We start from the raw sequence: 26,774 nt of genomic DNA, 5'->3' as shown, positions 1-26,774 counted from the left end.
CGCTGCGGCGGTCGGTCAGGGGCGGGGGAGCAGCCGGCGGGCGTGGGCGGTCAGCGCCCGCGCCGCCGGGCTGCGCGGTCCCTCGGCACGCCAGGCGAGGGCGATGCGGCCGCTCAGCCGGGGCTTGACGATCGGCATGGCGTGCAGCGCGTCCGGCTGGGCGCGGGCGGCGGACTCCGGCAGGACGGCGACGCCGAGGCCGTGCGCGGCGATCTGCGCGATCACGGGCGGCTCGCCGGCCTCGAACGCGATGCGCGGGCGCAGCCCGGCGTCCGCGAACGCGGCGTCCAGGACGGCCCGCAGCCCGGTCCCCTTCGGCAGGCAGATCAGCGACTCGCCGCCGAGCGCCCGCAGCGCGATGCTCGATCGCCGCGCCAGGCGGTGGCCGGTGCTGACGGCGGCGTAGAGGTCCTGCTCGATGACGACCCTGGTCGCGATGCCGTCGGGCGGTTCGGCGCCGAGGCTGAGGAACGCGAGGTCGACGCGTCCGGTGCGGAGCCCGTCGGTCAGGGTGTCGGTGTCCTCCTGGATGACGGTGATCTCCACATCCGGGTGGTCCCGGTGGAATTCGGCGATCATGCCGGGGAGGTCGAGCGACCGGATCCAGTCGATGGTGCCGACCGTGACGTGCCCGCGCAGCAGCCCGGTCAGCTCGTCCACCGACCGCCGCGCGCCCTCGACGGCCGCGAGCGCCGCCCGCGCGTAGGGCAGGACGGCGGCGCCGACCTCGGTGAGCCGGACCGTGCGCCCGGAGCGGTCCAGCAGCGGCTGGCCCAGCTCCCGCTCCAGCTGCCGGATCTGGGCGCTGACGCCCGGCTGAGCGACGTGCAGCCGCGCGGCGGCCTTGGTGAAGCTCGCCTCTTCGGTGACCGCGACGAAGTACTCAAGCTGGCGCAGCTCCATAACCGGCCATGCTAGCCGCGACTCCGTCCAGCGCCGTGGCTTCTGCCCGAACGGCCCGGGACACGGCCGGCGGCGCAGCCCTCGGCAACCATTTCTTTTGTCCTTCTTGGGTGCGTCGCTGCAGTTCAGAGGACTGATTCCAGGCTGGGAGGTGAATACCTCACCTGCGGGAGGTCGGGTGTTCGGACGGCATACATGGTCCATAAGGGTGCGGATGACCGTCATTGCCGGAATGGTCACCGCGGTGATCTGCGCCATCGTGGCCGCGCTGATCCTCGTGGAGGTGCGCGGCTCCGAAATCGACGCCAAACGCGGGCAGGCGACGGCCGCGGCGCTCCGCGTCATCTACGAGATGCGGCGCGGCCCGGTGCGCGGCGACCTGGACGCGCCGGACGGCGTGATCGTCCAGGTCATGGACAAGAACCGGACGGTGATCGCGGGCACGCCGGGGCCGACGCTGGACGGCCCGCCGATCGCCCGCTTCCTCCCGTCGCAGATGCAGGTGTACTCGACCCGGGACGTGTGCTCGTCGGGGGACCTGCACGGCTGCGCGTGGGTGATCGGCTTCCGCGTCTACCAGCCCGGCGGCGACTGGCTCGTCTACGCCGCCGCCCCGACCGTCCCCTGGTATGTCAGCCCCGGCCTGATCATGGCGCTGGTCAGCATCTCGCTGCTGGTGATCCTGCTGGCCTGCCTGCGCGCCTGGGGGACGGTCGACCAGACCCTCGCCCCGGTGGACGCGATCCGCGCGGAGCTGGCGGAGATCACCGCGCAGCAGTCGGGCCGGCGCGTCACGGTGCCGGAGAGCCAGGACGAGATCCGGCGGCTCGCGGAGGCCGCGAACGCGACGCTCGACCGCCTCGACAGCGCCCTGGAGCGGCAGCGCGCCTTCACCTCCGACGCGTCCCACGACCTGCGCAGCCCGATCGCCGCGGCGCGCACGCAGATCGAGGAGGCGCTCCTGTTCCCCGACGAGGTCGACTGGCCGCGGACGGCGCGCGGCGTCCTGCAGAGCCTGGAGCGGCTCCAGGCGATCGTGACGGACCTGCTGCAGCTCGCCCGCCTGGACGCCGCGGCCTGGAAGGACGTCGAGACGGTCGACCTCGGCGCGCTCGTCACCATCGAGGTGGCGAGGTCGGACCGGACGAAGCAGATCGTCCCGCATCTCCAGGAGGGCGTCACGGTGCGCGGCGACCGGCTCCGGCTCGTCCGCCTCTTCACGAACCTGCTGGACAACGCCGAACGGCACGCCGACTCGCGGGTCGACGTCACGGTCCGGCGGACGGACGGCGAGGCCGTCCTGGAGGTGCAGGACGACGGGGCGGGCATCGCCGAGGAGCACCGCGACCTCGTCTTCCAGCGGTTCGCCCGGCTGGAGGCCAGCAAGGCGCGCGACCCCGGCGGCACCGGCCTCGGCCTGCCCATCGCCCGTGAGATCGCGCGGCTGCACGGCGGAAGCCTCACGATCGAGGACAGCGAGCGCGGCGCCCGCTTCGTCCTGCGCCTCCCCAAGATCCCGCCGGACCGCCCCGACCCCTGTTCCTGACGCCCTCCACGCGGCGAACGGGACGACCCGAGCGGCCTCGAGCGGGCTGCCGATCCTGCGGGGGCGGTGAAGCCCGCCGGCGGCGGACCGGGAGCGGGGATGCGAAAACCCCGCGGCATCGGTGCGCGCGGGGTCGGCGGTCAGGTCGGTGGGCGGGCCCGTGCGGGGGACGGGCCGGGCGGCGCGGCTGCGCGGGTCAGAGGGCGGATCGGGCGGGCAGGCCGCGCAGGTGGATCCAGCCTTCGATGTCCGTTTCCTTCACCCTGCAGCCGATGGGCTCGTATTCGCCGGCGTTCACGTAGCCGGGGCCGTGGGCGATGACGGAGTCGTAGACGAACCTCGACGCGATGACGCCGAGGTCGGCGCCCGTCGCGGCGAGCCTCTCCTTCAGCGGGGCGGCGTCGAGGAGCCGCGCCGCGTTGATGATCGTCCAGCCGGACATGCCGGGCGGGTCGGGCATCACCGGGCCGACGTCCAGCGCGACCCTGAGCTGGACGCGGACCGCCGCGCTCGACCGGTGGTTGTGCCGCCGCAGCCGCATCCCGAGCGCGGCGATCATGGGGTCGACGACGGCGGCGGTGGGGATCTCGGGCGGGACGACGATCAGCGCGCCGTCGCCGCGGTCCTCGCTGTGGCAGGCGTCCCACGGCACCCCGGACTCCTGGAAGGACTCCCGCAGGGCCGCGTACATGACCCGGCGCACCTCGATCCGGTCGGTCTCGTCGCGGACGCGCGAGCTGAAACCGGCGATGTCGGTGAACACGACGGTGCAGTTCTGCCCCGCCCACGACGGCCTGGCGATGGCCATCGGCTGCGTCGGCGGCGCGTGGGACGGGACGCGAACGGCCGCCGCGGGCTCCGGCCGCCAGGACGCGTCGTACGCCTCCTCCATACGCGTCCGCCCGCCGATGGGCGGCGGGGTGGTCGCCGCGCTCCGGGTGGTCGCCGCCCGCGGGTCGGCCGCACCGTGCGGGGCGGCCGCACGGCGCCGGGCGGTCGCGCGGCGCGGGCGGGGCACGCCGTGCGTGCTCGCGTGGACGGCGCCGGGCTCGCCGGCGGCGGTCGGCGGGACGGTCGCGCGGGCCCGGCCGGCGGCGCGGTGCGGCTGTGCGGTGGCGTGCGCGCCGGACGCCGCGTACGGGCCGTCCGCCGGGTACTGGATGGGCGTCGCGTACTGGCTGTCCACGGGGTAGGGCGTGGACGCCGGGTACGGGTCGGGCACCGCGTCCGAGCCGGCCGCCAGGTAGGGAGCGGACGTCCCGTATGTGCCCGATGTCGCGTACGGGTCGGCCGCCGCGTACTGGGCCGGGGCCGGTACCGGGGGCGCGTACGGGGTGTAAGGCCATACCGGAGGAATCGGTACGTACGCCATCGCATACGCCTGATGCGAGCCGTTGTGGACGGCGGGCCCGTACGAGTACGGGTTCCCGTACGGCCCCGTCCCGCCGGTCCCCGCGTCCTGCATGGAACCCGGCTGCTCGGTGAGCCGCTCGTACATCTCGCGCTCCAGGACGGCGACCACGCGCGGGTGGTTGCTCAGGTAGGTGACGAACTGCTGCGTGGTCAGGCGCAGCGCGTGCAGCGGCTCCATCGCGACGATGGTCGCCGAGCGGCGGCGCAGCATCAGCGCGGCGCGCTCGCCGATGATGTCGCCGGGGCCGCGGAAGGCGATGATCCGCTCGCGCCCGTCCCGCACCACGCAGACCCGCACCGAGCCGGACTTGATCACGATGGTGTGGTCGGCGGCCTGGCCCTCCTCCCACAGCACCGCGCCGGCCGGGTAGCCGACCTCCTCCGCGGTCGCGAGGAACTCGGCGCGTTCGATGGTGGTGAGGGCGGGCCAGAACCCCGGCCGCCTGGCCGCCCCGCCCCGCGGCCCGGTGGGCGCCGCGGGCGCTGCGGCCGCCGCGGGCGCCGCGTGCGCGTTCGCGAGGCCCGCGTTCCGGGGCGGGTCGTCGTCGTGCGGCGGCCGGGGGCGGACGGCGTGCGTCTCCTGGCGGCCGATCTGGTCCGGGTCGTGCCGGCGGGCGTGTTCGTCCATCAGCACACCCGCCTCTCGCTCGACGACCGGACGGGGTCAGTGGGGGCTGAACCGGTGGGGTGGACGTCAAAGGTCGGGGGATGAAACTGCTGTCTTGACATGTCAGGACCCCATGCCTCGAATTGCGGCTTCGGTTCCGCGAGCGGCGCCCGGGGTCGTCCGGCGTCCGCCGCGGGGGCCGAAGTCGCATCACCTATAGCCCGTACCGCGTGATCGCGGTTAGACTGGGTGAGTCCGCAGAAAACGTTTTGGCAGGTCAGCCTGGATCTTTCTGCGTTTGCGCAGAGTGTCTGCGGTAGACCCGCCGGCGCGCTTTCGTGCGACTCCGGGAGTCGCTCTCCGCTTTCCGCCGGTCCTCTTGGCTGCCAACCGGTGATCGGCCGAAGGCGGTGGGCGACTCTGCTTCGTTCGCGGCCCGTGATGGTTCGTGTTCCTTGCCGGCCTCCCCGTTCGTGCGTGCCTCGTTCGTTCGTCCTCCGTGGCGGCGGTGCCCCGTCCCCGTGGTGCGCGTTCCCGTTCCCCTCGCCAAGCCCCCGCGGGCCCGGGTCCGCCGGTGGCGAGCACCCGGCCGGGAAAGGGGCACGCCGTCCCCGCCCGGGTCCTCACCCTGCGTTGAGATCGTCGGCTTGCCGGATGTGGCACCGCGTCCCGTTGCAGGAGACTATGTTGTAATGTGCTAGGTAGCAGATTAGCAGACGACGGTGAGGCATGCAGCAGTCTGCTCGCTTCCGAGGCGAGTTTTGGGCGATATGACGGGGTCTGGCGCGTGGAGCGAAGATCGCATGACCGAGAAATGTAGCGCTCTGGTGGCAAGCGGGATGCCGGGTCCCGCTCTGCCATGTAGCATCCAGGCTGGTGACATTAACTACTTAGAGTGAGCGAATACGATGTCCAGTGACCAGGGACCTATAGTCCAGAGTGCGCTGCTGCGCTCGGAGCTCGTCCGGCTGCGCAAGGAGAAGAAGCTGACGCAGGAGCAGGTCGCGCGGCAGCTTGAGTGGTCCCCGTCCAAGCTGATCCGGGTCGAGGGCGGCAAGAACGCCATCACCCGGACCGACCTGCAGGCGCTGCTGCGCGTGTACGACGTCACGTCGGAGGGACGGCAGGAGCGGCTGCAGGCGCTGGCGCGAGGCGCGCGGGAACCCGCCTGGTGGAACGCCTACCGCGGTGAGCTCGACCCCAGCTTCCTCAACTACGTCGGGTACTGCGCCGGCGCGGCCTTCATCCGCCAGTTCCACGGCACGGTGGTGCCGGGGCTCATCCAGACGCCGGAGTACGCCGAGGTGCTGTCGACCGGCAAGGCGTCCGAGACGGCGCGGGTGCTCGCGGCGAAACTGCGCATCCAGCGGCAGCAGGAGCTCGCCAAGCGGGAGAACCCGCCCAGACAGCACTACATCATCGACGAGGCGGTCATCCGCCGCCATGTCGGCATCAAGATCGACCCCGCGATCATGCCGGCCCAGCTCAACCACATCGCCGACGCCGCCGAGCGCGACGACCTGCTGACGGTGCGGGTCATCCCGTTCAGCGCGGGCGCGCACCTCGGGCTGGAGGGGCCGTTCAGCATCCTGGAGTTCGACGGCGACCTCGCCGACGTCCTCTACCTGGAGGGGCGGTCCGGCGCCAGCGTGATGATCAGCGGCGAGGACGACAAGGTCATCGAATATCGCGACACATTCGAACTCCTCCTGGAACAGGCGCTGTCGGCCGAGGAATCGATCGCGCTGATGCGGCAGGCGGCCGAAGACCTCATGGCCTGACTCAGCAACCGCAACTCGACCCGACCGGAGGTGAAGGCCGCAGCGGGCATCCGACAAGGCGAGTGGCCGTCATAACACGCAGCGTGATCTTGTGGTCCCTTGTAGGCGGGATAACTAGAACCGTTTACACTCGTGATCGGGAAATTATCCACAAGGTCGTGGTTTGTCGTGCCCTGCTCGGTGCTCGCCCGGCGGGTGTTCTCGGCCGATCGGTTGGCGAGACGGCACCCGCCGGCAATGGACGGAGGTTGCTGGATGGTCTACCGGTCGACTCGCGGAGCCGCGCTGAACTGGCGGAAGAGCAGCGCGAGCGCAAGCGATAGCAACTGCGTCGAGGTGGCGGCGCACGGCCCGGCGGTACTGGTCCGCGATTCGCGCGATCCCTCCGCCGGAGTCATCACCCTCGCCCCCGCGCAGTGGAATGCGTTCGTGGACGCCGTCCGGGACGGCGACCTGGACTTGGGCTGAGTCACGTGACTCATTTTCCGGTCTCCGCTGAGAATTTATTGACCATTGCCGCTCCCAGCCCCCTTTACCGGCGATCTCTGACAACTCGCCGCCCCCGCGCCGCCTGAGCTGACCTCTCACGCCGGACACCGCCGCTGCCGCCCCCCGGTGATCCGCCCCCGCTAGGCGACGCTCCTCGGAAGCCGCGCCCCCGGCCCGCCACCTGCCACAAGCGCCCTCCACCCCACCAAGCCCCAAAGCAGGTGGCGCCGGGGGGGACCCAAAGCGGCGGCCCCAAGAGGAGATTCCCACCGGGATGTCCCCGTCAACGTTTTCAAGGTGTCGTTCCTTCTGCTGCCCTGCTGCCCTGCTCCTGAGCGTCCACTGCCTGCTCGGGCTCGTCCGAAAAGGCAACGTCCGGCTGAAATCCCTTGAGGCGTGGGCGTGCCGGGCCGCTGGCGAGCGGGGTGCGGGGAATGCCCAGTCGACCGGGCCGTGGCGCCGGTGACCTTTCAGAAGAGGAAAGGGATCGTGATTCCTTCGGTGCCGGTCAGGGTGGTGCCGGGTGAGCGGCCGAGGAGCCAGGCCAGGAGGGACGGGGCTGGGCCGGTCACCAGGCGGTCGCCCGTGCCGTGCTCTTCGCCGGTGTCGGTGGCGTGCAGGCGGAGGTCCGGGGCGTCGTCGCGGCGGGCGAAGGAGCCGGTGACGGCGGCCAGCTCGCGGCTGACGAAGTCGGCGGGCCAGTCGTCGGGGGTGAAGCCCGCGTCCAGGTCGACGTGGTGGATGAGGACTTCGGTGAGGCGGGCGTCGGCGGCGCGGGCGGCGGGGTGGCGGGCGCCCGTGGTCCACTGGACGGTCCGCCGCCATGCGTCGTCCGGCATGAGGGCGAAGGCTTCGGCGAACCGGTCGGCGGACTGGCGGACGTCGTCCAGGAGCGTGCGGGCGGGACGGCCCGCGCCGGCCTCTATCTCGGCGGCGCGGGCCTCCAGGCTCGGGTACTCGTAGGACTCGACGCCGGTGCGGGCCCAGGTGAGGAGGCGGGTGCCGCCGTCGGCGTTGCGGGCGACGTGGGTGAGGACGTGCCCGCACGTCCAGCCGGGGAGGAGGGACGGCGCGCGGACGCCGGCGACGCCGAGCCGCGACGCGGTCGCCAGGAAGGACCGGGTCGCGGCGGTGATCTCGGCGAGCGCGGTCATGCGAAGTCGGCGGCGTGGGCCTCGGCCCACTGGCGGAAGGTGCGCGGGGGTGCGCCGGTGACGTCCTGGACGGTGGAGCGGACGACGGATTCGTCCAGCGAGCCGTTCACGTAGAAGTCGAAGAACGCGTCGACGTACTCGGCCGGCATCTGCTCGCTCATCTCGGCGCGGGCCTCGTCGTCGGGCTGGGCCTCGAAGCGCAGGTCGCGGCCCAGGACGTCCGCCAGTACCGCGACCTGCTCGGCGGGCAGCAGGGATTCCGGGCCGGTCGGGTAGTAGGTCCGGCCTTCGTGGCCGTCCTCCAGCAGGGCCTTGGCGGCGACGGCGGCGATGTCGCGGGGGTCGACGGCGGCGGTGCGGACGTTCGCGAACGGCAGCCGGAGCGTGTCGCCGGCGCGGAGCCGCGGGAGCCAGCGGAGCGCGTTGCTCATGAACGCGGCCGGCCGCAGGATCGTCCACGGCAGGCCGGAGTCGTGGACGGCGCGCTCGGTGGCGGCCATGTAGCGGGTGACGGCGTTGGTCATGTCGCCGCTGCCCGCGGACCCGCCGGAAAGCTGCACGACCCGGGAGACGCCGGCGCGGCGCGCTTCGGCCAGGACGCCCGGCATGTCGCGGTAGCCGGGGAGCAGGAAGACGCCCGCGGCCCCGTCCAGCGCGGGCGCCAGGGAGGCGGGGTCGTCGAGGTCGCCGGTGACGTGCTCGACCCCGTCCAGCGGGGCCGGGGGAGGCTTGCGGGCGAGCGCCCGCACCGGCTCCCCGGCGGAGGCGAGGATGCCGACCAGCTCGCGGCCGACGTTGCCGGTGGAGCCCGTGACCAGGATCATCTCGGAAGTCCTTTCACCAGGGGAGCGGCCGGCCGTCGCGGAAGAACCCGCCGGTCGGGCCGTCGTCGGGGAGGGTCGCCGCCCACACGACGCTCGCCGCGCCGTCGGCGACGGGGCGGCCGCCGGGACCGCCCATGTCGGTCGCGACCCAGCCGGGGCAGACCGCGTTGACGAGCACGCCGTCCGCGCGGAGCTCGGCCGCGAGCATGCGGGTCAGCGCGTTGAGGGCGACCTTGGACGCGGTGTAGGCGGGGGTGCCGCCGCCCATGTTGGTCAGCGAGGCGGCTTCGCTGGAGACGTTGACGATGCGGCCGTGCGGGCTGCGGCGCAGCAGCGGGAGCAGCGCCTGCGTCAGGCGCCACGGCCCGTACAGGTTCGTCTCGGCCGCCTCGCGGACGACCGCGAGGTCGGCGGTGGACGCGCGCTGCCAGGTGTCGTAGGTGATCGCGGCGTTGTTGACGAGGACGTCGAGGCGCCCGATCTCGGAGGCGGCGCGAGCGATGTCGTCGGCCGAGGTGACGTCGAGGCGGAGCGGCGTGGCGCCGACCTCCTTGGCCACGCGTTCGGCCGCCTCGGCCGAGCGCGCGGCGAGCAGGACGTCGTGGCCGCGGGCCGCGAGCTGCCTGCACACTTCGCGGCCGATGCCGCGATTCGCTCCGGTGACCAGCGCGACCGTCATGCGTCCCCCTCACCGAAATGATCACGCCGTGAACGGCCGCGCGTCCAATACCGGGCGTGATTACCATCGGCTATGGACGCGCATCTGCGGGATCTGCGGTACTTCGCGGCGGTCGCCGAGGAACTCTCCTTCACCCGGGCCGCCGAGCGGCTCTTCGTGTCGCAGCCCGCGCTGAGCAAGCAGATCAAGCAGCTCGAGGAGCAGCTGCGGGTGCGGCTGTTCGACCGCGACCGGCGCACGGTCGCCCTCACGGCCGCGGGGCGCGCGCTGCTCCCCGCGGCGCGCGACATGCTCCGCGCGTGGGACGAGGCGCAGCGCGCGGTGAGCGACGCGGCGGCGAACGAGGCGGCGGTCCTGACGGTGGGGCTTTCGACCAGTGTCGGACGCGGGCTCCTGGCCGACATGCGGGAGCGTTTCACTGAGCGCCGTCCCACGTGGAGCATCCGTTTCCGCCAGGTCAACTGGGACGACCCCACCGCCGGCCTGGCGGAGGGCGACGTCGATGTGGCGTTCGTGTGGCTGCCCATCCCGCGCCAGGAAGCGTTCAACGTCCAGGTCGTCGCGGAGGAGGCGCGCTGGGTCGCGCTCAGGGACGACCATCCGCTGGCCGGACGCGACAGCATCGCGTTCGAGGAACTCCTGGACGAACCGTTCCTCGCCCTGCCCGAAGAGGCCGGTCCCTTGCGCGACTTCTGGCTCGCCCTGGAGGACCGTGGCGACAAGCCCGTCCGGGTGGGGGCGACCGTGTCGAACGCCGACGAGACGTTCGCCGCCGTGGAAGACGGCAGCGGTGTGGTGCTGATGGCGTCCGGCAACGCCGCCATCTACCGGCGTCCGGGAATCACGGCGATACCGGTGACGGGCCTGTCCCCGTGCAAGCTGGCCGTGGCGTGGCGGGCCGACGACCACCGCAGCGTAATCCGGGACCTCCTCGACACGGCCCGATCGGGCTCGTGATGGGGCGGCCGGGTGTCACTCGGAGCCGGTCCAGACGAAACCGTCGGGGTCGGTGAAGGATCCGGCGCCGCCGCCGATGAGGAGCCGGTGCGACCCGGTGCCTTCGGGATCGACGCCGGCGGCCTTCGCGAGGGCGCGGCGCTTGAGGAGCGCCAGCTTGACGGGGCTCGACTCGTCGGCGAACTCGACGTACCTGCGGCCGTAGCTCTTCGCCACGGTCAGGCCCTGGCCGACGTAGAACTGCTTGCTCGCGGCCACGTCCGAGACTCCCAGCTGGAGCACGATGACGTCGATCTTGCGGGAGGCCGGGCCGGTGTCCTTCTTCGACGAGGACGCGACCGTCCAGACCGTCCCGTCCGGCGCCTGCACGACGCCGCCGTAACCCCACAGGGACTTCGCGGCCGGCTTCACCGCCGTGGCGCCCGCGTCGACGGCGGCGTCCATGAGGGCGTTGACATCGGCGGGCTGGGACGCGATGAGCGACATGGTGAACCCGCGGAAGCCGGACGTCGGCGCGTCCGACGCTTTGAGGCGCACCTGCGAGCCCAGATCGAAGGCGGTGGTGTAGAAGCGCTCGGCGGACTCGGGGTCGCCGACTTCGAGGGTCACGTATTCGACGGAAGCCATGCGGTCACGCTAGGCCGCCCCGGGAACCCGGTGCTTCTCGATTCCTGACCGGTCAGGTCACCTGTTCCTCAAGGCGCGGCGGCGGTGTTCAGCGGACGCCGCGCGGCCGGAACTGGATGCTGATGCGGGGGCCGGTCACGCGGGCGCTCTTCGGGATGGCGTGCTCCCACGTCCGCTGGCAGCTGCCGCCCATCACGATGAGGTCGCCGTGGCCCAGCTCGTAGCGGATCGTCCGCCCGCCGCCGCGCGGCCGCAGCGCGAGAGTGCGCGGCGTGCCGACCGACAGGATCGCCACCATCGTGTCGTGCGTGGCGCCGCGCCCGATGGTGTCGCCGTGCCACGCCACGCTGTCGCGTCCGTCCCGGTACAGGCAGAGGCCGGCGGTGCGGAACGGCTCACCCAGTTCGCCGGCGTAGTGCTCGTCGAGCGCCGCCTTCGCCTCGTCCAGGACGGGGTCGGGGAGCGGCGCGCCCTCGTCGTAGAAGGCCAGCAGGCGCGGTACGTCCACGACCCGCTCGTACATGCGCCGCCTCTCGGCCCGCCACGGGACGGACGTGAGGAGCCGCTCGAACAGGGCGTCCGCGCCGGGGATCCAGCCCGGGAGGACGTCCACCCAGGCGCCGTGAGACAGGTGCGTCCGCCGCGCCGACGCCAGCGGGCGCGGGCCGCCCTCGTCGGTGTCGTCCAGCAGCGACCCTTGGAACATGTCGCCACTGTACCCGTTTCGCTCAAACATGTGTTCGATCATGCTCGGGCGCCGTGTTCTGTCGGTGGCGAACCGTAACCTCCCCCCGTGATGCTCGTGATGCGAGATCGGCCGCGCGCGGCGAAGGCGCTCATCGGCGTCCGGCTGATCAACCAGCTCGGCGCCTACGTGATGTCGTTCCTCGCCGTGCTCGCCGGCCCCCGCCTCGCCGCGGCGGCGCTGGCGGTCTTCGGGCTGGCCGCGCTGGTCTCGCGCTGGATCGGCGGCCTCCTGCTCGACAGGTTCGCGCCGCGCACCCTCATCGTCCTCGGCCTGGCCTCGACGGGGGCGGCCCTGCTGCTCCTCGCCGCCGCGCGCGGCGACGGTCAGTTCCTGGCGGCGGTCGCGCTGGTCGGCCTGGCGTTCGAGATCTACGAGCCCGCGACCCAGGAGTCGCTGGCCCGGGTCGGTGGGCGGCGCAGCGACCTGTACGGGCTGCTCGGCACGCTGGCGGTGGCGGTGGGGGCGATCGGCGGCCTGCTCGCCGCCGTCCTGCTGCCGCTGGGGCCGCGCTGGCTGGCGGTCGTGGACGGGCTGACATGCCTGCTCGCGGCCGGCGTGGCGGTGCTCTTCCTGGCCCGCGATCCGCCGGTGCGGAGGGCTGCGCGGAGCGTCCGGTGGCGGCCGCCCCGGCGGCTGCTCCGGCTGACCGCCGCGGGCACCGCGTTCGGGTGCGGCTACCTGGCCGTGCTGATGTTCATGCCGCTCGTCCTGCTTCAGCGCGGTGCGCCGCCGTGGCTGCCCGGCCTGACCCTGACCGGCGCCGCCGTGCTCGCGCCGCTGACCGGATACCTCGGGCGACGCCGCTTGAACGCCTGCCGGCACGAGCACGTCCTCGCCATCGGGTGCGCGGTGCTCGGCGTCCTCGCGGCCGTGCTCGCCGCCGGGAGGCCCGTGCCGCTCACGGTGGCGGCGTATCTGGCATGGGCGGCGGCCGACAGCGTCCTGCAGGGACGCTGGCAGGCTCTGATCGCCGACATCGCGCCCGAGCCGGATCGGCCGCGCTGGTTCGCGTTCTTCGGCTCGTCGTGGGGGGTGGCGCAACCGGCCGTCCCGGGCCTGGTGGCGCTGACGGGCGCGGCGATGCCGGTCGGCGCGGTCGCGTTCTTGTTGACCTCCGTTCTCCTGCACCGCCCCGGCCGCCGCCGCTCGATCGGCCCGGGCGCCGCGGGGACGGGTGCCGCGGGGACGGGCGCCGCGGGGACGGGCGCCGCGGGGACGGGCGCCGCGGGGACGGGCGCCGCGAGGACGGATGTCGCGGGCGCGGCGCGAGGTCACGGAACCGGGGACGGGGTCAGAAGTCCTTGAGGAGGTCTTTGAGGAAGGCGGTGGTGCGGGCGGGGCGGGCGGCGCGGATGGCGAGCAGGTCCATGATCTCGTGGTAGCGGGCGGCCTCGTCCCCCTCGGGGTAGCGGGCGCCGGTCAGCTGCTCCAGGTAGGTCACGTCGTGCAGGTCGTGCTCGGCGAACCGGACGATGGTGATCGGCCCGCCGAGCGCCACGTGCCCGCCCGCGGAGAACGGCAGCACCTGCAGCCGCACGTTGCTCATGCCCTCAGACACGGCGATGAGGTGTTCGAGCTGGCCGCGCATGACGTCCGGCCCGCCGAACGGCCTGCGCAGCGCCGCCTCGTCGATCACCGCCCACAGCCGCGCCGCGCCGACCGGCCGGTGCAGGATCTCCTGCCTGGTCATCCGCACGGTGAGGCGCCGTTCGAGCCCGTCGTACGGGGCGTCGTGGTGTTCGAGCCCGATCACGGCCCGCGCGTACTCGCGCGTCTGTAACAGGCCCGGGATGTACTGCACCTCGTAGGTGCGGATCGTCCGCGCCGACTGCTCGATCCCTAGGTACTGCTCGAACCAGCTCGGCAGGACGTCGCCGTAGCCCTGCCACCAGCCGGGCTTCTTCGCCTCCTGGACGAGCCCGGCGAAGGCCGCGCGCTCCTCCTCGTCGTGGACGCCGTACAGGTCGAGAAGGTTCAGGACGTCCTGGATCTTGAAGCTCTGCCGTCCCAGCTCCAGCCGGCTCATCTTGGACGCCGACGAGCCGATCGCGTGTCCCGCCTCGGCCCGCCCGATGCCCTTGCTCTCGCGCATCAGCCGGAGCCGCGCCCCGATCTGCATGCGCAGCGCGGTCGGGCCGGCCTGCCGATTGTCCAGCACAAGATCTCCAGCGGTTCCGTACGTCCTGGCAACTCTCGGAGATTCTCACAGGCGCGCATGGGCGTGCAGGAAACCTACGGACAGAGGTATGTAACCCGGCGGGCCGGTGGCCTGGGCATTTGGCACCATTTCCGGTGCAACTTCACCGCGCCGGAACCAGCAGGTCCAGGTCGCTCCGCGGCACCCGCGCCCGTTCGGCGACCGCGTCGCGGCCGGTGCCGGCCTGCCCGACGATCTCGATCGCGCGGGTCAGCATCGTGGGCTGCTCCAGCGGGCGCGCCGGGCCGGGCTCGTGCCTCCGCCAGCCCCGCGAGCTCATCGCGCTCATCGCGTTCCGGTACGCGGTCTCCCGCATGACGCCGAGCGTGCGGGCCCGGTAGAGGAGCGCCGCCATGCTGACGCCCCAGGTCGTCTTGAGGTGGGCGAGGCGGTCCCAGTCGGGGGTTCCGGGCAGTTCGGCGGCGATGTCCTGCTCGGGCATGAGGAATTCGGCGGCGAACCGGTGCGCCTGGTCTTCGACGACCTTCTCGCCGGGTTCGGCGTCGGCGTGCATGACCAGGTGCCCCAGCTCGTGGGCGGCGTCGAACCTGTTGCGCCAGTAGTCGCCTTTGGCCGGGTTGAAGAAGACCATCGGCCGCGGGTGCACGCCCACGCTGAACGCGTCGACGCGCGCGGCCGCGCGGGGCAGGACGAGAACGATCACGCCGTGCTTCTCCAGCAGCCGGACGACGTGCGGCACCGGCCCCGCCTGCTGCTGGAGCGCCTTGCGGGTCAGGCGCGCCGCCTCGACGGGGCCGGGGCCGGCGATCTCGTCCGGCGAGACCGGGTATTCGGGCAGGTCGACTTCGGGGAAGTCGACGAGGTCTTCGAGGGCGGCGACGACGTCGGTGGCGATGCGCCCGTAGGCGAGGGCCTGGTCGCGCTCGATCTGGGTGGTCGACCGGAGCGACCGGAAGTGCGCGCCGTCCAGGGAGACGGGGCTGCGGCCGCCGCGGAAGAACGAGACCGGGACGCCGAGCGCGAAGGCGAGCCGCTTCACCGTCGTCTCGTCCGGCCGCTGGACACCCGCCTCGTACCGCCCGATCGCCTTCGGCGTCGTCCCCACGACTTCCGCGAGCTGGTTCTTGCGCAGTCCTCTGAGCCGCCGGGCCAGCGTCAGCCGCTCGCAGTCGAACAGCACCCTGCGCCACCCTTTGCTAGGCCGTCTTCGTCTCCCCGCGAAGCCGCATGGGGACGTCGTCTTCCTTGTCGTCCCAGAGCGGCAACGTTCGCTCGACGAGCTTACGACGTGGATCGGGCCCGAGGGTGTCGTCCAGCTGCTTCACCCAGTGCCAGGCGGTGCCGCCGTCGGCGTTCCATCTGGGTCGCCCCAGGAAGAGTTCCATTTCAAGGGGCTCTTCGGTGGCGCTGTGCGCGAGGACCAGGGTGACGACGCCGGGCGTGTCGTGCGGCTCCAGGCCGAGCGGGAGCATCAGCTGCGGGTCTTCGATGTAGCCCTGCTGGGCGACGGCCTGCTTGGTGGGGCTGGCCCGGTCCCACCGGATGCCTTGGACGTTGCCGAACTCGTGCCGCTTGAGCAGGATGCGGTAGCGGCCGTACCGCCACCCGGGCGAGCCGTTCAGATCGTCCCGGACGACCTGCTTCGCCGGCTCGCCGCGGGCGAAGACGCGGTCGAGGTGGTGCGCCAGCGTTTCGAACGCGCCGACGCCGTACGTCCGCTCCTTGAAGCCCGCCGCGCGGCTCAACCCGTTGAACAGGGCGAGCGTCGCCTCGCGGTGGGCCTCCCGCGCGCCATGCAGGAAACCCGCCGCCAAGAGCTCGTCCCAAGCAACTCGGTCTTCAGCCACGCGTCCACTGTAGGCAGGACGTCCGACATTCGAGCCGCACTGCGTGGCCTTGCCTAGGTCAGGCGGGTCGGGTTTGCTCTACATGAATGGCCGGCGTGCTGCCGGTTGCAGTCCCGCTTACGTGACGTGCCCGGAGAGCAACGCGGAGACCGAATGAAGGCCATCGTCCACGAGACCTACGGCTCACCCGACGTCCTGGAACTCAAAGAAGTTGATAGGCCGCAGCCCAAGGCCAAGGAAGTGCTGGTCCGCGTACGGGCGGCCGGGCTTCATATAGGCGACTGTTTCACCGTGCGGGGTGAGCCGCTGCCAATCCGCCTGGCCGTCGGCTTACGCAAGCCGAGGCGTGGCATTCCGGGCGGCGATGTGGCCGGCGAGGTGGAAGCGGTCGGCGACGGCGTGACGCGGTTCAAGCCGGGTGACGAGGTGTTCGGGACGTCCAGCGGTTCGTGCGCCGAGTACACGTGCGCGCGAGAGGACCGGCTCGTCCTGAAGCCGGCCGGGCTCACATTCGAGCAGGCGGCGGCCGTACCGACCTCAGCGGTCACGGCCCTGCGCGGCATCCGCGACGTGGGGGCGGTGGAATCGGGGCAGAAGGTCCTGGTCAACGGCGCGTCGGGAGGCGTGGGCACGTTCGCCGTGCAGATCGCCGCATCGTATGGCGCGGACGTGACCGGCGTGTGCGGCCCAGAGAACGCGGAACTGGTGCGGTCACTCGGCGCCGCCCACGTGATCGACTACACCCGAGAGGATTTCACCACGGGCGAGCAGCGATACGACGTCATCCTCGACAACATCGAGAACCACTCCCTGGCCGACTGCCGCCGCGTCCTCACACCGACCGGAACCCTGATTCGCAACAACGGCAGAGGCGACCTGATGCAGCCGCTCCTGCTCTCGCCCTTCACCCGTCAGAAACTGCGAAGGTACGTCGCGACCGCGAACCACGAGCATTTGGCCGTACTGGCCGAACTCCTGGAATCAGAGAAGCTGACGCCGGTCATCGGCAAGACCTACCCGCTCGCCGAGACCCCGGCCGCCCTACGCCATATCGAGACAGGCCACGCCAGCGGAAAGGTCGTCATCGTCCTGTAGTGCGCGGTCAGGCGGTGCTCTCAAGCAGTTCCTTCAGCCGCTGGTGGCTGGCGGGCGCGGCCTTCGCGGCCATTCGCCGCACCATGGGCACCAGGGCCGAGGCCATGCCGCGTCCGTCGAAGTCGAGCCCGAAGGTCACCCGGCACCGCCCGGCGCCGAGCGCCTCGACGCTCACCGTGGCGTACGGGCGGATCGGCCCGTCCACGCCCCGGGCCGCCCACGTGCGCGGCGGCGCGTTCTCGGTGATCTCCTGCGTCATGGACCTCTCGGCCCCGCCGATCTTCCGGACGGTGGTGAAGCGCGAACCGACCTCGTCCCCCTCGACGCGCACGTCCACCACGTCCCGCTGCCACTCGGGGAACCTCGCGGGGTCGACCACGTAGGCGAACACCTCGTCCGCCGGCCGGTTGATCTCGATGCTGTTCACGAAGGCGCTCATGTCTCCTCCCGGGACGGTCACATTCGTCGCGAGCCATCCGTCTTGGGTATGACGGAGCCGACGGAAGGGATGTGACCGTGCAGGACGAGCAACTCGCCAAGCGATTCGAGGCTGATCGTCCGCGTCTGGTGGCGCTCGCGTACCGCATGCTCGGTTCACCGGCCGAGGCGCATGACGCCGTCCAGGATGCGTGGTTGCGCCTGTCCGGCACCAACAGCGACCGCATCGAGAACCTCAGCGGATGGCTGACGACCACGGTCGCGCACATCTGCATCGACATGTTGCGCTCCCGGAGGTCCCGCCGAGAGGACCCACTGGACGAGCCGCGCCTCCCCGAACCGCTCATCACCCGGGACGACAACCCGGAAGAACAGGCCCTCCTAGCCGACGCGGTGGGCGTCGCGATGCTCGTCGTCCTCGACACGCTGACACCCGCCGAGCGCCTGGCCTTCGTCCTGCACGACCTGTTTCAGATGCCGTTCGACGAGATAGCCCGCATCCTCGACCGCACCCCGGCGGCAGCGCGGCAACTCGCCAGCCGGGCCCGCCGCCGCGTGAGCTCGGCCCCCGTCCCGGACCCGGACATGAGCCGCCAACGCGCCGTCGTGGACGCCTTCCTGACCGCGTCCAAGAACGGCGACCTGGAGGCCCTGGTCGCGACGCTCGCGCCCGACATCGTCCTGCGCGCCGAGGCCGAGGGCGAACTGCTGCACCTCCGCGGCGCGAGGACGATCGCCCAGCGCGCGATCGCGTTCTCGTTCCGAGCGGATTTCGCCCGCCCGGCCCTGATCAACGGCGCCGCGGGCCTGGTCGTGGCCACCGAGGACGAGCCGCTGGCCGTCATGGCCTTCACCGTCGTCAACGACAAGATCGCCGAACTCGACATCTACGCCGACCCATCCCGCCTGGCCACCCTGGACCCCACCCTCTTTGACACCCCCTGACCCGCCCGGCCCTCCACAGCCGCCCCGAACGCGTCCCAGACGAGGTTCACCGGCGGGATGGCCGCGCGCCCGCGGCCATCCCGCGGGCGCCAGTCGTGGGGGAGGACATGGGGCCGGGCTACCAAGTGCCTGGGAACACCCGGTGCTTGAGGAGCCGATCACCCCGCTCGGCCGCCGACTTCGCGTCCCCGCAAGGCCACAAGTACCCCTGCCTCCCGCGCAGCGTCTCGTAATAGCCCCACGTCCCGCCAGGAGTTGCCCGAACGGAGATCACGATTCCGAGAGCCTTCGAGAAACCAGCGTGTACCCACAGCATGGGCAGTGGCGTGGGGAACTCCTCGGGTCGATAGAACTTGATGAAGCGCCATCCCTGCTGCTGGAGGGCAATGGCCAGCGCGTCCAAGTGGCGAATCGCGGTTCTTTTGCCCAGCCGAGTCCGCAGGCGGAGTACTTGACGTTCGGCTCGGACGCTCAGAGCGCGCACTTCGCCCACGTGACCTTCCCTCCCTTGGCCAGCGGATCAGTGCCCCACTCCAGCGCAAGCGCGGCAACCAAGACGAGTCCGCGTCCACTGATCGCGGTGTCACTCTCCGGTAGGACGCAGGGCACTCCGTCACCTCGGTCCTCGACCTCGACGACAGGCCGCCCGTCCGACTCGTCCCTCACCACGCGGACGACGATCGGCGGCTGCCCGTGCAGAAGGGCGTTTGTGACCAACTCGGACACAATCAACTGCGCGGTGAAGGCGTCCTCGATGCCCCGCTCCTGGAACCACTCACCGACGAACTCCCGTGCAGCCCCAGGAGCCTGCTTGGCCGCGCACCAGACAAGCAGTTCTAGGTCACCCACCTGGACGATCATCTGTTCGTCCTCCATGCGGCCGCTCACCGATTCCCACCTCCCGTATCCGTCATGACCCCCAGGCGCGCGTCCGGCCACCTGTGCCCGTGGCGACGTCGGTGTGGCAAGCGAACGCGACGACGAACGCGCTGATGACGACCCGGCACAGCCTGTGCCGCTCGCTGTGGCTCCCCACATGCGGACGTGGTGAGAAGCGCGACCCGCAGTGCCACGCACCGCCATGACCGTGTCGGCGAGACCGGCCGGGGTGGCGGCCTCGACGAGACTGCCTTCGACCAGCGCCCACCACCGGCGCGTGTGAAAGCCGAACCACGCCACAACGCCGAAGCGCCGCTCCAGATCCCGAATCTCGGCGCGGAGGATGGGTCTGGTGTCTATGGGGGTGGTCGCGTCCGCTAGCACCATCACGCCTCCGCCACGGAGACGGCATCCGAGACAACGGGATGGACGCCGGCGTTGTGTCCGCCGAGCCACCAGCGGCATGCTCCTCTGGAGCATATATTTGCGGCCATTACCGGCGTAATTTGCCACAAGACATCCGAATTAGGCATCCAAGTGCACTCGCTCAAGCCACAGGTGGCTAGGGAACCCGCATTTCTAGGCGCCGCCATTGGATCAAGTGCGGACATATTCGGACAACTGGGGCTGGTGATCAAGTTTGCCGCCTCCTTCCTGGGGTTTTGCTCAGCGATTCCGCTTCCCAAGAATGAGGCGGTGTGCTTAGGTTCACCTTTACTTGCAGGAACGCAAAACACTGGAGGGGCCATGCCGAAGGTTCGCGACCCGCTCGACCCCAAGATCTCCCAGTGGCATCTGCTCTCGTACTACCTGCGGTTCTTCCGCGAGAAGGAGGGGCTCTCACTCACCCAGTGGGGAAAGATCATCGGTGCGGCCCGCTCGACTGTTTCGAACATGGAGGCCGGCCGACACCGCATCCACGAGGATCACGCCAAGCTCATCGACCGCCACTTCGGCACCGGCCGCCTCTTCGAGCTGCTCCTCTGGTTCGCCAGGACGGCGCACAACCCCGACTGGTTCCGCCAGTACACCCAGTACGAGAAGCAGGCGGACCAGATCCGGCTCTACCACGGCCAGGTGATCCCGCTCCCGCTCCAGACCGATGAGTACACGTGGGCCTACGTCCGGGCCGGCACAGCAAAGGACTTCGAGGTGGAGCAGGCGGCACGGGTCGAGCGAAAGCGCGCCATCCTCGACCGTGACGACCCTGCCTTCCTTTGGGTTCTGATGCACGAGAGCGTCCTGGCCACCGTCGTAGGCAGCAGGCAGCTCATGAAGGCGCAGCTGGAGCATCTCCGCCGGATGGCGGAGGTCCCCACCATCATCGCGAGGGTTGTGCCATTCGAAGCTGGCGCCCATCTCGGAGCAGACGGCTATCTCCAGGTGATGAGTCTGGACTGCAGGGACGTCGCGTACGCGGGTGCCCAAGGTGGCGGCCGCTTGATCGAAGGTCCAGGCGAGGTGAGGGAGTTCTGTACTAAATTCGACCGCATCAGCGCAAAAGCCCTCTGCGAGGACGGCTCGCGCGCTCTCATCGAGCGGTATCTGGAGAAGTACTCATGACCATGGCGTGGCGCAAGAGCTCCTACAGCGGAGGTGCGGACGATTCGGCATGTGTCGAAGTAGCGGCCGTGTTTGCTGGGGTGAGCGTCAGAGACTCCAAGAACCCCAACGGTGCCCACCTCTCGGTGCCCCGTGCGGCGTTCGCTGCTCTGGTGCGCCAGATCAAGGACGGCGTACTCGACCGCCCATGAGCATCCGAAGGCCAGGGGGGTGACGGCTCTCATGCCGTGGCTACGCACTCGTCGATGTCAGCGCGGTGAAGGGTGGCGCTGGGCCACGCTGATGACGGCTTTTACTCTCCAGGTCGAACGCTCCCCGGAGGCACGTACCCGTGACTGAGCAGTGGCGCAAGAGCTCCTACAGCGGTGGGGCGAACGACTCAGCATGCGTCGAGGCTGCCGCCCTACGCGGTGGTGTGGGAATTAGGGACTCCAAGAACCCCAACGGCGGCCAGTTGCGAGTGACGGATATGGCGTTCGCTGGCCTGCTGCGGCAGATCAAAGACGGAACGTTCGATCGCCCCTAGCTTGTTGGCGTGCTCGTCGGCTTATCAGAGGGGCCCGCGAGCTTGGCGTGCTGTGCCCGGCAGCCCTGCCGTCTGGGGCACGCTGCTTGTGGTCTATGACATGACCGTGCAGTGCCCTCCCTACTTACGCTTCCATCTGGCCTTGACTCGACCACCGTGGTCTCATCAACGCCATCACTAGTATGGCCTGAGTGCATGTGTCAATAGACGTTAGACGCCTACCTGGACATCTCTAGCCAGCTGCACGGAATTCTTCGTATCGCTGCTCAATTGAGTCCCTGTTCGGACGATCTATCCGCCGCCTTGGCAGATTTAGAGGAATACCGTCCATCTCCTGGATGCCATGTTTGAGCATGGGGCCGTCTGTCTCATGCAGGATGTCCGTGCGGACCTCGATGGTGAGGCTTGGGTGTATGCCGATGATGTTGGCATCGTAGGCAGCGTGGTGGATCTTGCAGAGCGCCAATCCATTCGACACGGACGGAACTCCGCGGTCATCCTTGTCCGGAATGATGTGCGCGGCATCGAGCAATGAAGTGTGTCGCAAGCGGCACATTGCGCAACTTCCGTCATAGGCGGCAATGACCCGCTGACGGAAGACGGGCTGGTGCAATCGCTGCTTGCTTAGCCGTTCGTAATATCTGCGTTCTACTGGACTGAGGGACGATGCGTTCTGCGCCAAGGTCAGTTGACCTTGCTCAAGGCCGACCGCAACTTGGGACAGTTCTGGCTCGTTCGCGATGATCCAGACGGGGTAGAAGGGGAGGTAGACGCCTTGCCGAACTCCGAAGAACCAGATGAGCGGGAGTCTTAGCTCGTACGCTGCCTCAAGGCCCTTGTTCGTGTAGTGTTGTGGGTTTCCCTGATACTTGTAGCGCAGGAAGCCGTCGTCTCCTAGAGCATCCTCATATGGTGCGCGTTGCCCGTCGGATGTATAGGTCGTCAAGATTGACAGTGCTGCTGTCAAGTTCTTGGGCTTGCGAATGCCGAGTTGGTTGTCGATTAGTGGATAGCGTTGTCCTTCAAAAGTAAAGCTGAGAAGTTCATGACGGTGGACGACGGGGTTGTCGGGGGTGCATCGCCGGTCGAGCCATGCCATCGCAGCTCTGCGCAGACGTCCGTCGAAGTCCTGGCCCAGCACTACGCTCACGATCCAATTTGTACTACTCCGCCTCCCGCCACACCAGCACAACCTCCTCACGAGCGCGACCGATCTTGGTCAGGGGGACGTGTACGCGCTGGTCGAGACCTGCGCCGAATGTGGGCGCTGTGAGGTTGAGGTTTGGGCCGGGTGTGACCAAGTGGCCATGGCTTGGGTGGCTATTGAGGACAGCGCTTGGTGAGTGGCGCCGTCGCGTGCTGTTGGGACAGGTCGGGCTGTGGCGCGAGGCGGCGGCCCGTGAGCCCGAAGCGCTCCGGCAGAAGTCTCTTGGCGCCCGCGGTGCTTTGTGCGGGATGGTGTCGGGCTGTGGGACACGTGCTTAATGCCTTTTGTCGTTCGGCATCGATCTCTGTGTAGGACCTTCGTTTCTATCGTGGCGGCAGCGTGAGAGCTGCGGGTCTTTGAAGCTGCGGCGGGCGGTGTTGGGAGGCCGGAGGCCGGGGCGGATGGTGGGCGTGTGGCTGTGCGCGCGCACTAAAGGATTGTGCGCTCGTTCGTAAGTACAGGACGGGCGGACGGCATGCACCCTGCTGGGGAGGCGCGGTCAGGCGGCGAGGCGTCCTGGCCGCATCCAGTCACCAGAGGGGAAAGTCAGATGGGGACAAAGCGCAGGCTCCCGGTGCTCGCCGCCCTGTTCGCGTTGGGCTCGACGCTGGTCATGGTGGCGCCGTCTCATGCGGCCACAACGACGCAGAAGGAGTCCCCCAGCTCAGCGACCTCGCAGCGAAGGGCATGGATCCCAAAGCTCCAACCATTCTTTCCGGACGATCACGAGGACGTCATAATCAAAGTCGACACCGCAACGCGGAACAACCTGCTCCATACTTGCCCGACAGCGTTCGTGTGCCTTACCGTCGGCAGGGGCGACGGCTATCACGACTACTACAGGCTCTACAACTGCACCCAGCGCTCGCTGATGAACTTCATCGGGGAGGACGCACTCACCAACGCCCAGATCGGCAACGCTTCAGTCGTCTTGAAGGATCGGTGGGGCGGAACGCTGAGAATCATCCCTGCGGATCCCGACAACTCCACGCCGGTGCGCGTCGACTGGGATGAGGTCTGGTATATCGACCCGTGCTGATGGCATCGACTCGTCGGTGAACATCGGAACGACCACCGGCGGCCTCCTGCCGATGTCCGGTTCGGAGGTTGCCGGTGGTCTGTTCTGTCCCGCCTATTCAACGGTGTCTTCACGCGCCGGGATCAGCCGTTCTTTGCCACGCGTTGAGCCGGCCAGGTGTGCATGGCTTGGGTGGCTATGTCGGTCAGGGTCTCGCGGGTGGCGCCGTCGCGGGCCTGTTGGGACATGCCCTGGATGACTGCGGCGAAGTAGTGGGCCAGGGCCTTCGGGTCGGCCGAGCTGGGGAGTTCGCCGTCGGCTCGGGCGGCGCGTAGGCGGGATTCGAACCGTTTCAGGTTGGCGCTGCGTGCGTCGCGCAGGAAGGTCGCTATCTCAGCGTCCTGCGGAGTCACGTTGGTAGTGGCGCTGATCACCAGGCAGCCTGGCGGGTGGGACGGGTCGGTGTAGATCTCGGCGGCCTCGTGCAGGATGCGGGTGAAGGCCCGGTGGGCTGTTGGACGGGTGGCCGGAAGCGGTGAGGTCAGGCCATGGTCGCGGTCGGCGGAGTTCGCCTAAGCGAGCTGCCAGATCGGATGCGACCAAAGTGACGGCCGGGGATCTCAGATACGTCGGGCGTGCGGCGGCCGGCGCTCTCGCAACTCGGCGCCCGCCGAGACGTATGCAGGTCATCGGCCGAGCCGCCGATCGCCGATTGCCCGAGCGCGGCCGGGACAACGTGGCAGTAGAACAAGTTCTTGTTTTCTAGACCGGCAGGGTCCAGTCTTGGGCGCATGGACCTGGTTGCCCTGGAAGAGATCCGCCGGCTCAAGTACCGCTACCTGCGCTGCGTCGACCTGAAGCTGTGGGACGAGTTCGCCGAGGTGTTCACGCAGGACGCCGTCGCCGAGTACGACACCCCCGTGCTCGGCAAGACGCTGCGACTGGAGGGACGGGACGCGATCGTCCAGTACATGCGGGAGAACCTGGACAGCGGGAAGATCAGCGCGCACACCGCCGGGTGCCCGGAGATCGACGTGGACGGGGATCGGGCCACCGGCATCTGGTCGCTGGACGACACGATCATCATCCCGGAGCACAACCTGCTGATCCGCGGCGCCGCGTTCTACCACGACGTCTACCGCCGCGGCGAGGGCGGGCGGTGGCTGGTCGAGAAGACCGGGCACCGGCGGACGTACGAGTACATGGTCTCCCTGGACGATGCCCCGAGCTTGAAGTTCACCACCTCCCATTGATCGGGACCGGACATTGACCCGCGTATAGAACGGGTTCTAGGTTCTGGTTCCTCAGTGCCGCGATCGCGAGCACGGCGTCCGCGCCCCGCGTCCCCAGGAGAGCCCGGTGGCCACCGACTCAGCCGAAGGCAAGACCGATCAGTTCGAAGCCGCGACGCGCTCGTTCGCCGACGCGGTCGTCGAGGCCGAGCGGATCATCCGCGCCGCTCCCCACGTCAAGACCGACCAGGACCTGGCCGAGGGGCTCGACTACCTCGCCGGCAGCATCAAAGCCTCCCTGCACATGGTCGGCGCCTACCAGCAGGACTATCCGTTCTTCGCGTCCTCGACCGGCCCCTACACCAAGCTGGGGCTCGACAATCCCGACACGCTCTACTTCCACGCCTACATCCGGGACGACGCCGAATACGTCGTGACCGGACGCCGGGGAACCACGGCCGACCTCAGCTTCCAGGTCATGAACGGCGACTATTCGCCCACGCAGTCGCCCGACAGCCTCACTGCCTTCGACGACCGCGAACTCGACATCGCCGACGACGGGTCGTTCCAACTTCGGTTCGGCCCGCCCAAGCATGACCCCGGCCCCGGCTACGTCACCCTTCCCAAAGGTGCGGCGATGCTCATCGTCCGGGAGGTGTTCAGCGACTGGGAGAACGAGCGGCCAGGTGAGATCCGCATCCACCGCGCCGACACGCTCGGCACGTCACCGCCGGCCGTCCCCTCCGAACGGATGGCCCGCCGCTACCAGATCGCCGGGAAGATGCTGGTCTCCAGGATCCGTACCTTCCTGGCGTTCCCCGAATGGCACTACCTGCGGCTGCCCGTCAACACGCTGACCGAGCCGCGCCCAACGCCCGGCGGCCTGGCCACGCAGTTCTCGTCCGTCGGGCACTACGACCTGGACGACGACGAGGTCATGGTCATCACCGTGCCGGCCGCCGACCGGGAAGTGGCGCCCTACCAGGGCTTTCAGCTCGGCAGCATGTGGTACATCTCGCTCGACTACATCAACCACCAGACGAGCCTCACCGCCGACCAGGCCCGCGTGGACGAGGACGGGATGATCCGGTACATCGTCAGCGAGCGCGATCCCGGGCTCGCCAACTGGATCGAGCGGACGGGCCACCGACGCGGCTACCTGCAGTTCCGGTGGCAGCGGCTCAGCCGTGACCTCACACCCGAGGACGGTCCGAAGGCCGAGGTCGTGAAGTTCGACGACCTGCCCCGAGTCCTGCCGTTCTATGAGGAGCAGCGGATCACACCGCAGGAATGGGCCGAGAAGATCGCGACCCGTCAGGTCGCCGTCGCGAAGAGGATGCTGGGCTGATGGCGGGTCTACTCGAAGACAAGGTCGTCGTCGTTTCCGGAGTCGGCCCGGGGCTGGGCCGCGGGCTCGCCGTCCAGTGCGCCAAGGCCGGTGCCGACGTGGTGCTCGCGGCGCGCAACGAGGAACGGCTCGCCGAGGTCGCCAAGGAAGTCGAGGACATCGGCCGGCGCGCCGTCGCCGTCCCGACCGACATCAACGACGCGGCCGCATGCGAGCGGCTGGTGGAGACGGCCCAGGAGGCTTTCGGGCGCGTGGACGGCCTGATCAACAACGCCTTCGCGACACCGCCTTTGAAGGACCTCACAAAGGTCGATCTCGACGCGGTACGGGCGGGCTTCGAAACCAACGTGCTCGCCGCGCTGCACCTCACCAGGCTTTTCGTTCCCGCCCTCGAAGAGCACGGCGGGTCGGTCGTGATGGTCAACTCGGCCGTCCTCCGGCATTCCCGCCGGACGTTCGGCGCCTACAAGATGGCCAAGGCCGCGCTCCTCGCGATGGCGCAGAACCTGGCCACCGAGCTGGGGCCGCGCGGTATCCGGGTCAACACCATCGCCCCCGGATACATCTGGGCCGACAACCTCCAGTGGTACTTCAACTACCTCGCCGAGAAGCGCGGTGTCACCGCGCAGGACATCTACGACGAGAACGCCGCGACGACCGACCTGCGGAAACTGCCCGAGCCGGACGAGGTAGCCGACGCCGTGGTGTTCATGCTGTCGCCGCTGGCCCGAGCGGTCACCGGGCAATGCCTGGACGTCAACGCCGGCGAATGGCACCACTAGGCACCCGA

The 26,774-nt window shown here is 69.8% G+C and carries 28 protein-coding genes; 14 read left to right on the top strand and 14 right to left on the bottom strand.

What is annotated here, in order from left to right:
- Positions 1-15 precede the first annotated feature (15 nt).
- Positions 16-903, bottom strand: coding sequence for a LysR family transcriptional regulator (locus ABTW95_RS07110; RefSeq protein WP_396445574.1), 888 nt, complete (start codon positions 901-903; stop codon positions 16-18).
- Between the two features lie 214 nt (positions 904-1,117).
- Here ABTW95_RS07110 and ABTW95_RS07105 point away from each other — a divergent pair, with 214 nt between their 5' ends.
- The gene (locus ABTW95_RS07105) at positions 1,118-2,449 is read left to right on the top strand and encodes a sensor histidine kinase (RefSeq protein WP_500225418.1); all 1,332 of its coding nucleotides are present in this window, start codon (positions 1,118-1,120) and stop codon (positions 2,447-2,449) included.
- 196 nt (positions 2,450-2,645) lie between these two features.
- Here ABTW95_RS07105 and ABTW95_RS07100 read toward each other — a convergent pair whose 3' ends face one another.
- A complete protein-coding gene (locus tag ABTW95_RS07100) occupies positions 2,646-4,490 on the bottom strand; it encodes a cyclic nucleotide-binding domain-containing protein (protein WP_500225416.1) in 1,845 nt (614 codons plus the stop codon).
- Positions 4,491-5,377: 887 nt separating this feature from the next.
- Here ABTW95_RS07100 and ABTW95_RS07095 point away from each other — a divergent pair.
- Complete coding sequence (locus tag ABTW95_RS07095; protein WP_396445577.1) at positions 5,378-6,250, top strand: helix-turn-helix domain-containing protein; 873 nt, start codon at positions 5,378-5,380, stop codon at positions 6,248-6,250.
- Positions 6,251-6,505: 255 nt separating this feature from the next.
- Positions 6,506-6,718 carry a DUF397 domain-containing protein gene (locus tag ABTW95_RS07090; RefSeq protein ID WP_396445578.1) on the top strand — a complete coding sequence of 71 codons (213 nt, stop codon included), beginning with the start codon at positions 6,506-6,508 and terminating at the stop codon, positions 6,716-6,718.
- A gap of 491 nt (positions 6,719-7,209) precedes the next feature.
- On the opposite strand, the gene ABTW95_RS07085 is transcribed toward ABTW95_RS07090, so the two are convergent.
- Genes ABTW95_RS07085 through ABTW95_RS07075 form a run of 3 tightly spaced genes read right to left on the bottom strand, consistent with a single transcriptional unit; the run spans position 7,210 to position 9,396 of the window.
- Positions 7,210-7,893 carry a maleylpyruvate isomerase family mycothiol-dependent enzyme gene (locus ABTW95_RS07085; RefSeq protein ID WP_500225413.1) on the bottom strand — a complete coding sequence of 228 codons (684 nt, stop codon included), beginning with the start codon at positions 7,891-7,893 and terminating at the stop codon, positions 7,210-7,212.
- A complete protein-coding gene (locus ABTW95_RS07080; RefSeq protein WP_500225411.1) occupies positions 7,890-8,717 on the bottom strand; it encodes an NAD(P)H-binding protein in 828 nt (275 codons plus the stop codon). The genes ABTW95_RS07085 and ABTW95_RS07080 overlap by 4 nt, the downstream gene beginning before the upstream one ends.
- Before the next feature lie 13 nt (positions 8,718-8,730).
- On the bottom strand, positions 8,731-9,396 hold the full coding sequence (locus ABTW95_RS07075) for an SDR family NAD(P)-dependent oxidoreductase (RefSeq protein WP_500225409.1): 666 nt from the start codon (positions 9,394-9,396) through the stop codon (positions 8,731-8,733).
- A gap of 72 nt (positions 9,397-9,468) precedes the next feature.
- Here ABTW95_RS07075 and ABTW95_RS07070 point away from each other — a divergent pair, with 72 nt between their 5' ends.
- Complete coding sequence (locus tag ABTW95_RS07070; protein WP_500225405.1) at positions 9,469-10,353, top strand: LysR family transcriptional regulator; 885 nt, start codon at positions 9,469-9,471, stop codon at positions 10,351-10,353.
- Positions 10,354-10,368: 15 nt separating this feature from the next.
- Here the strand turns inward: ABTW95_RS07070 and ABTW95_RS07065 are convergent, their stop codons facing one another.
- A complete protein-coding gene (locus ABTW95_RS07065; protein ID WP_500225404.1) occupies positions 10,369-10,980 on the bottom strand; it encodes a glyoxalase in 612 nt (203 codons plus the stop codon).
- 88 nt (positions 10,981-11,068) lie between these two features.
- Entirely contained in the window at positions 11,069-11,686 is a 618-nt protein-coding gene (locus tag ABTW95_RS07060) for an alpha-ketoglutarate-dependent dioxygenase AlkB (RefSeq protein WP_500225400.1), read from the bottom strand.
- Positions 11,687-11,776: 90 nt separating this feature from the next.
- Between ABTW95_RS07060 and ABTW95_RS07055 the strand changes: the two genes are divergently transcribed.
- Positions 11,777-13,033, top strand: a complete 1,257-nt coding sequence (locus tag ABTW95_RS07055) for an MFS transporter (protein ID WP_500225452.1) — start codon at positions 11,777-11,779, stop codon at positions 13,031-13,033.
- Here ABTW95_RS07055 and ABTW95_RS07050 read toward each other — a convergent pair.
- The 3 genes from ABTW95_RS07050 to ABTW95_RS07040 all read right to left on the bottom strand — a co-directional run bounded on the left by ABTW95_RS07050 (position 13,020) and on the right by ABTW95_RS07040 (position 15,733).
- A complete protein-coding gene (locus tag ABTW95_RS07050; protein ID WP_396445585.1) occupies positions 13,020-13,886 on the bottom strand; it encodes a Sco1979 family transcriptional regulator in 867 nt (288 codons plus the stop codon). The two genes, ABTW95_RS07055 and ABTW95_RS07050, sit on opposite strands and share 14 nt — an antisense overlap.
- 142 nt (positions 13,887-14,028) lie before the next feature.
- Positions 14,029-15,066, bottom strand: coding sequence for an XRE family transcriptional regulator (locus ABTW95_RS07045; protein WP_500225398.1), 1,038 nt, complete (start codon positions 15,064-15,066; stop codon positions 14,029-14,031).
- A gap of 16 nt (positions 15,067-15,082) precedes the next feature.
- Positions 15,083-15,733 carry a hypothetical protein gene (locus ABTW95_RS07040; RefSeq protein ID WP_500225395.1) on the bottom strand — a complete coding sequence of 217 codons (651 nt, stop codon included), beginning with the start codon at positions 15,731-15,733 and terminating at the stop codon, positions 15,083-15,085.
- Between the two features lie 153 nt (positions 15,734-15,886).
- Between ABTW95_RS07040 and ABTW95_RS07035 the strand changes: the two genes are divergently transcribed.
- Positions 15,887-16,828, top strand: a complete 942-nt coding sequence (locus tag ABTW95_RS07035; protein WP_500225391.1) for an NAD(P)-dependent alcohol dehydrogenase — start codon at positions 15,887-15,889, stop codon at positions 16,826-16,828.
- Positions 16,829-16,835: 7 nt separating this feature from the next.
- Here the strand turns inward: ABTW95_RS07035 and ABTW95_RS07030 are convergent, their stop codons facing one another.
- Positions 16,836-17,267, bottom strand: coding sequence for an SRPBCC family protein (locus ABTW95_RS07030; protein ID WP_500225389.1), 432 nt, complete (start codon positions 17,265-17,267; stop codon positions 16,836-16,838).
- A 77-nt stretch (positions 17,268-17,344) separates the two neighbouring features.
- Between ABTW95_RS07030 and ABTW95_RS07025 the strand changes: the two genes are divergently transcribed.
- Positions 17,345-18,211 carry a sigma-70 family RNA polymerase sigma factor gene (locus tag ABTW95_RS07025; RefSeq protein WP_500225388.1) on the top strand — a complete coding sequence of 289 codons (867 nt, stop codon included), beginning with the start codon at positions 17,345-17,347 and terminating at the stop codon, positions 18,209-18,211.
- 471 nt (positions 18,212-18,682) lie between these two features.
- Here the strand turns inward: ABTW95_RS07025 and ABTW95_RS07020 are convergent, their stop codons facing one another.
- Complete coding sequence (locus ABTW95_RS07020) at positions 18,683-19,087, bottom strand: ATP-binding protein (protein ID WP_396455054.1); 405 nt, start codon at positions 19,085-19,087, stop codon at positions 18,683-18,685.
- A 750-nt stretch (positions 19,088-19,837) separates the two neighbouring features.
- On the opposite strand from ABTW95_RS07020, the gene ABTW95_RS07015 reads away from it, so the two are divergent.
- The 3 genes from ABTW95_RS07015 to ABTW95_RS07005 all read left to right on the top strand — a co-directional run bounded on the left by ABTW95_RS07015 (position 19,838) and on the right by ABTW95_RS07005 (position 21,179).
- Positions 19,838-20,653: a helix-turn-helix domain-containing protein gene (locus ABTW95_RS07015; protein ID WP_500225385.1), complete on the top strand. Its 816-nt coding sequence runs from the start codon at positions 19,838-19,840 to the stop codon at positions 20,651-20,653.
- Positions 20,650-20,844 (top strand): DUF397 domain-containing protein, encoded by a 195-nt coding sequence (locus ABTW95_RS07010; protein ID WP_500225382.1) that lies wholly within the window; start codon positions 20,650-20,652, stop codon positions 20,842-20,844. Before ABTW95_RS07015 ends, ABTW95_RS07010 begins: the two co-directional genes overlap by 4 nt.
- 140 nt (positions 20,845-20,984) lie before the next feature.
- Positions 20,985-21,179: a DUF397 domain-containing protein gene (locus ABTW95_RS07005; RefSeq protein ID WP_396455056.1), complete on the top strand. Its 195-nt coding sequence runs from the start codon at positions 20,985-20,987 to the stop codon at positions 21,177-21,179.
- Positions 21,180-21,411: 232 nt separating this feature from the next.
- Here the strand turns inward: ABTW95_RS07005 and ABTW95_RS07000 are convergent, their stop codons facing one another.
- Positions 21,412-22,329 carry an HNH endonuclease gene (locus tag ABTW95_RS07000; RefSeq protein ID WP_396455057.1) on the bottom strand — a complete coding sequence of 306 codons (918 nt, stop codon included), beginning with the start codon at positions 22,327-22,329 and terminating at the stop codon, positions 21,412-21,414.
- Between the two features lie 607 nt (positions 22,330-22,936).
- On the opposite strand from ABTW95_RS07000, the gene ABTW95_RS06995 reads away from it, so the two are divergent.
- Positions 22,937-23,425: a hypothetical protein gene (locus ABTW95_RS06995; protein ID WP_396452864.1), complete on the top strand. Its 489-nt coding sequence runs from the start codon at positions 22,937-22,939 to the stop codon at positions 23,423-23,425.
- A gap of 122 nt (positions 23,426-23,547) precedes the next feature.
- Here ABTW95_RS06995 and ABTW95_RS06990 read toward each other — a convergent pair whose 3' ends face one another.
- The gene (locus ABTW95_RS06990; RefSeq protein WP_500225450.1) at positions 23,548-23,892 is read right to left on the bottom strand and encodes a TetR family transcriptional regulator C-terminal domain-containing protein; all 345 of its coding nucleotides are present in this window, start codon (positions 23,890-23,892) and stop codon (positions 23,548-23,550) included.
- A 303-nt stretch (positions 23,893-24,195) separates the two neighbouring features.
- On the opposite strand from ABTW95_RS06990, the gene ABTW95_RS06985 reads away from it, so the two are divergent.
- The 3 genes from ABTW95_RS06985 to ABTW95_RS06975 all read left to right on the top strand — a co-directional run bounded on the left by ABTW95_RS06985 (position 24,196) and on the right by ABTW95_RS06975 (position 26,766).
- Positions 24,196-24,657: a nuclear transport factor 2 family protein gene (locus ABTW95_RS06985; RefSeq protein WP_396455089.1), complete on the top strand. Its 462-nt coding sequence runs from the start codon at positions 24,196-24,198 to the stop codon at positions 24,655-24,657.
- A 106-nt stretch (positions 24,658-24,763) separates the two neighbouring features.
- Positions 24,764-25,984, top strand: coding sequence for a hypothetical protein (locus tag ABTW95_RS06980; protein ID WP_500225375.1), 1,221 nt, complete (start codon positions 24,764-24,766; stop codon positions 25,982-25,984).
- Positions 25,984-26,766 carry an SDR family oxidoreductase gene (locus ABTW95_RS06975; RefSeq protein WP_500225371.1) on the top strand — a complete coding sequence of 261 codons (783 nt, stop codon included), beginning with the start codon at positions 25,984-25,986 and terminating at the stop codon, positions 26,764-26,766. The genes ABTW95_RS06980 and ABTW95_RS06975 overlap by 1 nt, the downstream gene beginning before the upstream one ends.
- Positions 26,767-26,774: the final 8 nt, after the last annotated feature.

The organism is Spirillospora sp. NPDC127506 (assembly GCF_040302145.1).
GTDB lineage: Bacteria > Actinomycetota > Actinomycetes > Streptosporangiales > Streptosporangiaceae > Spirillospora.
Note: the sequence above shows the minus strand (reverse complement) of the source record. Positions and strands in the feature narration are given on the sequence as shown.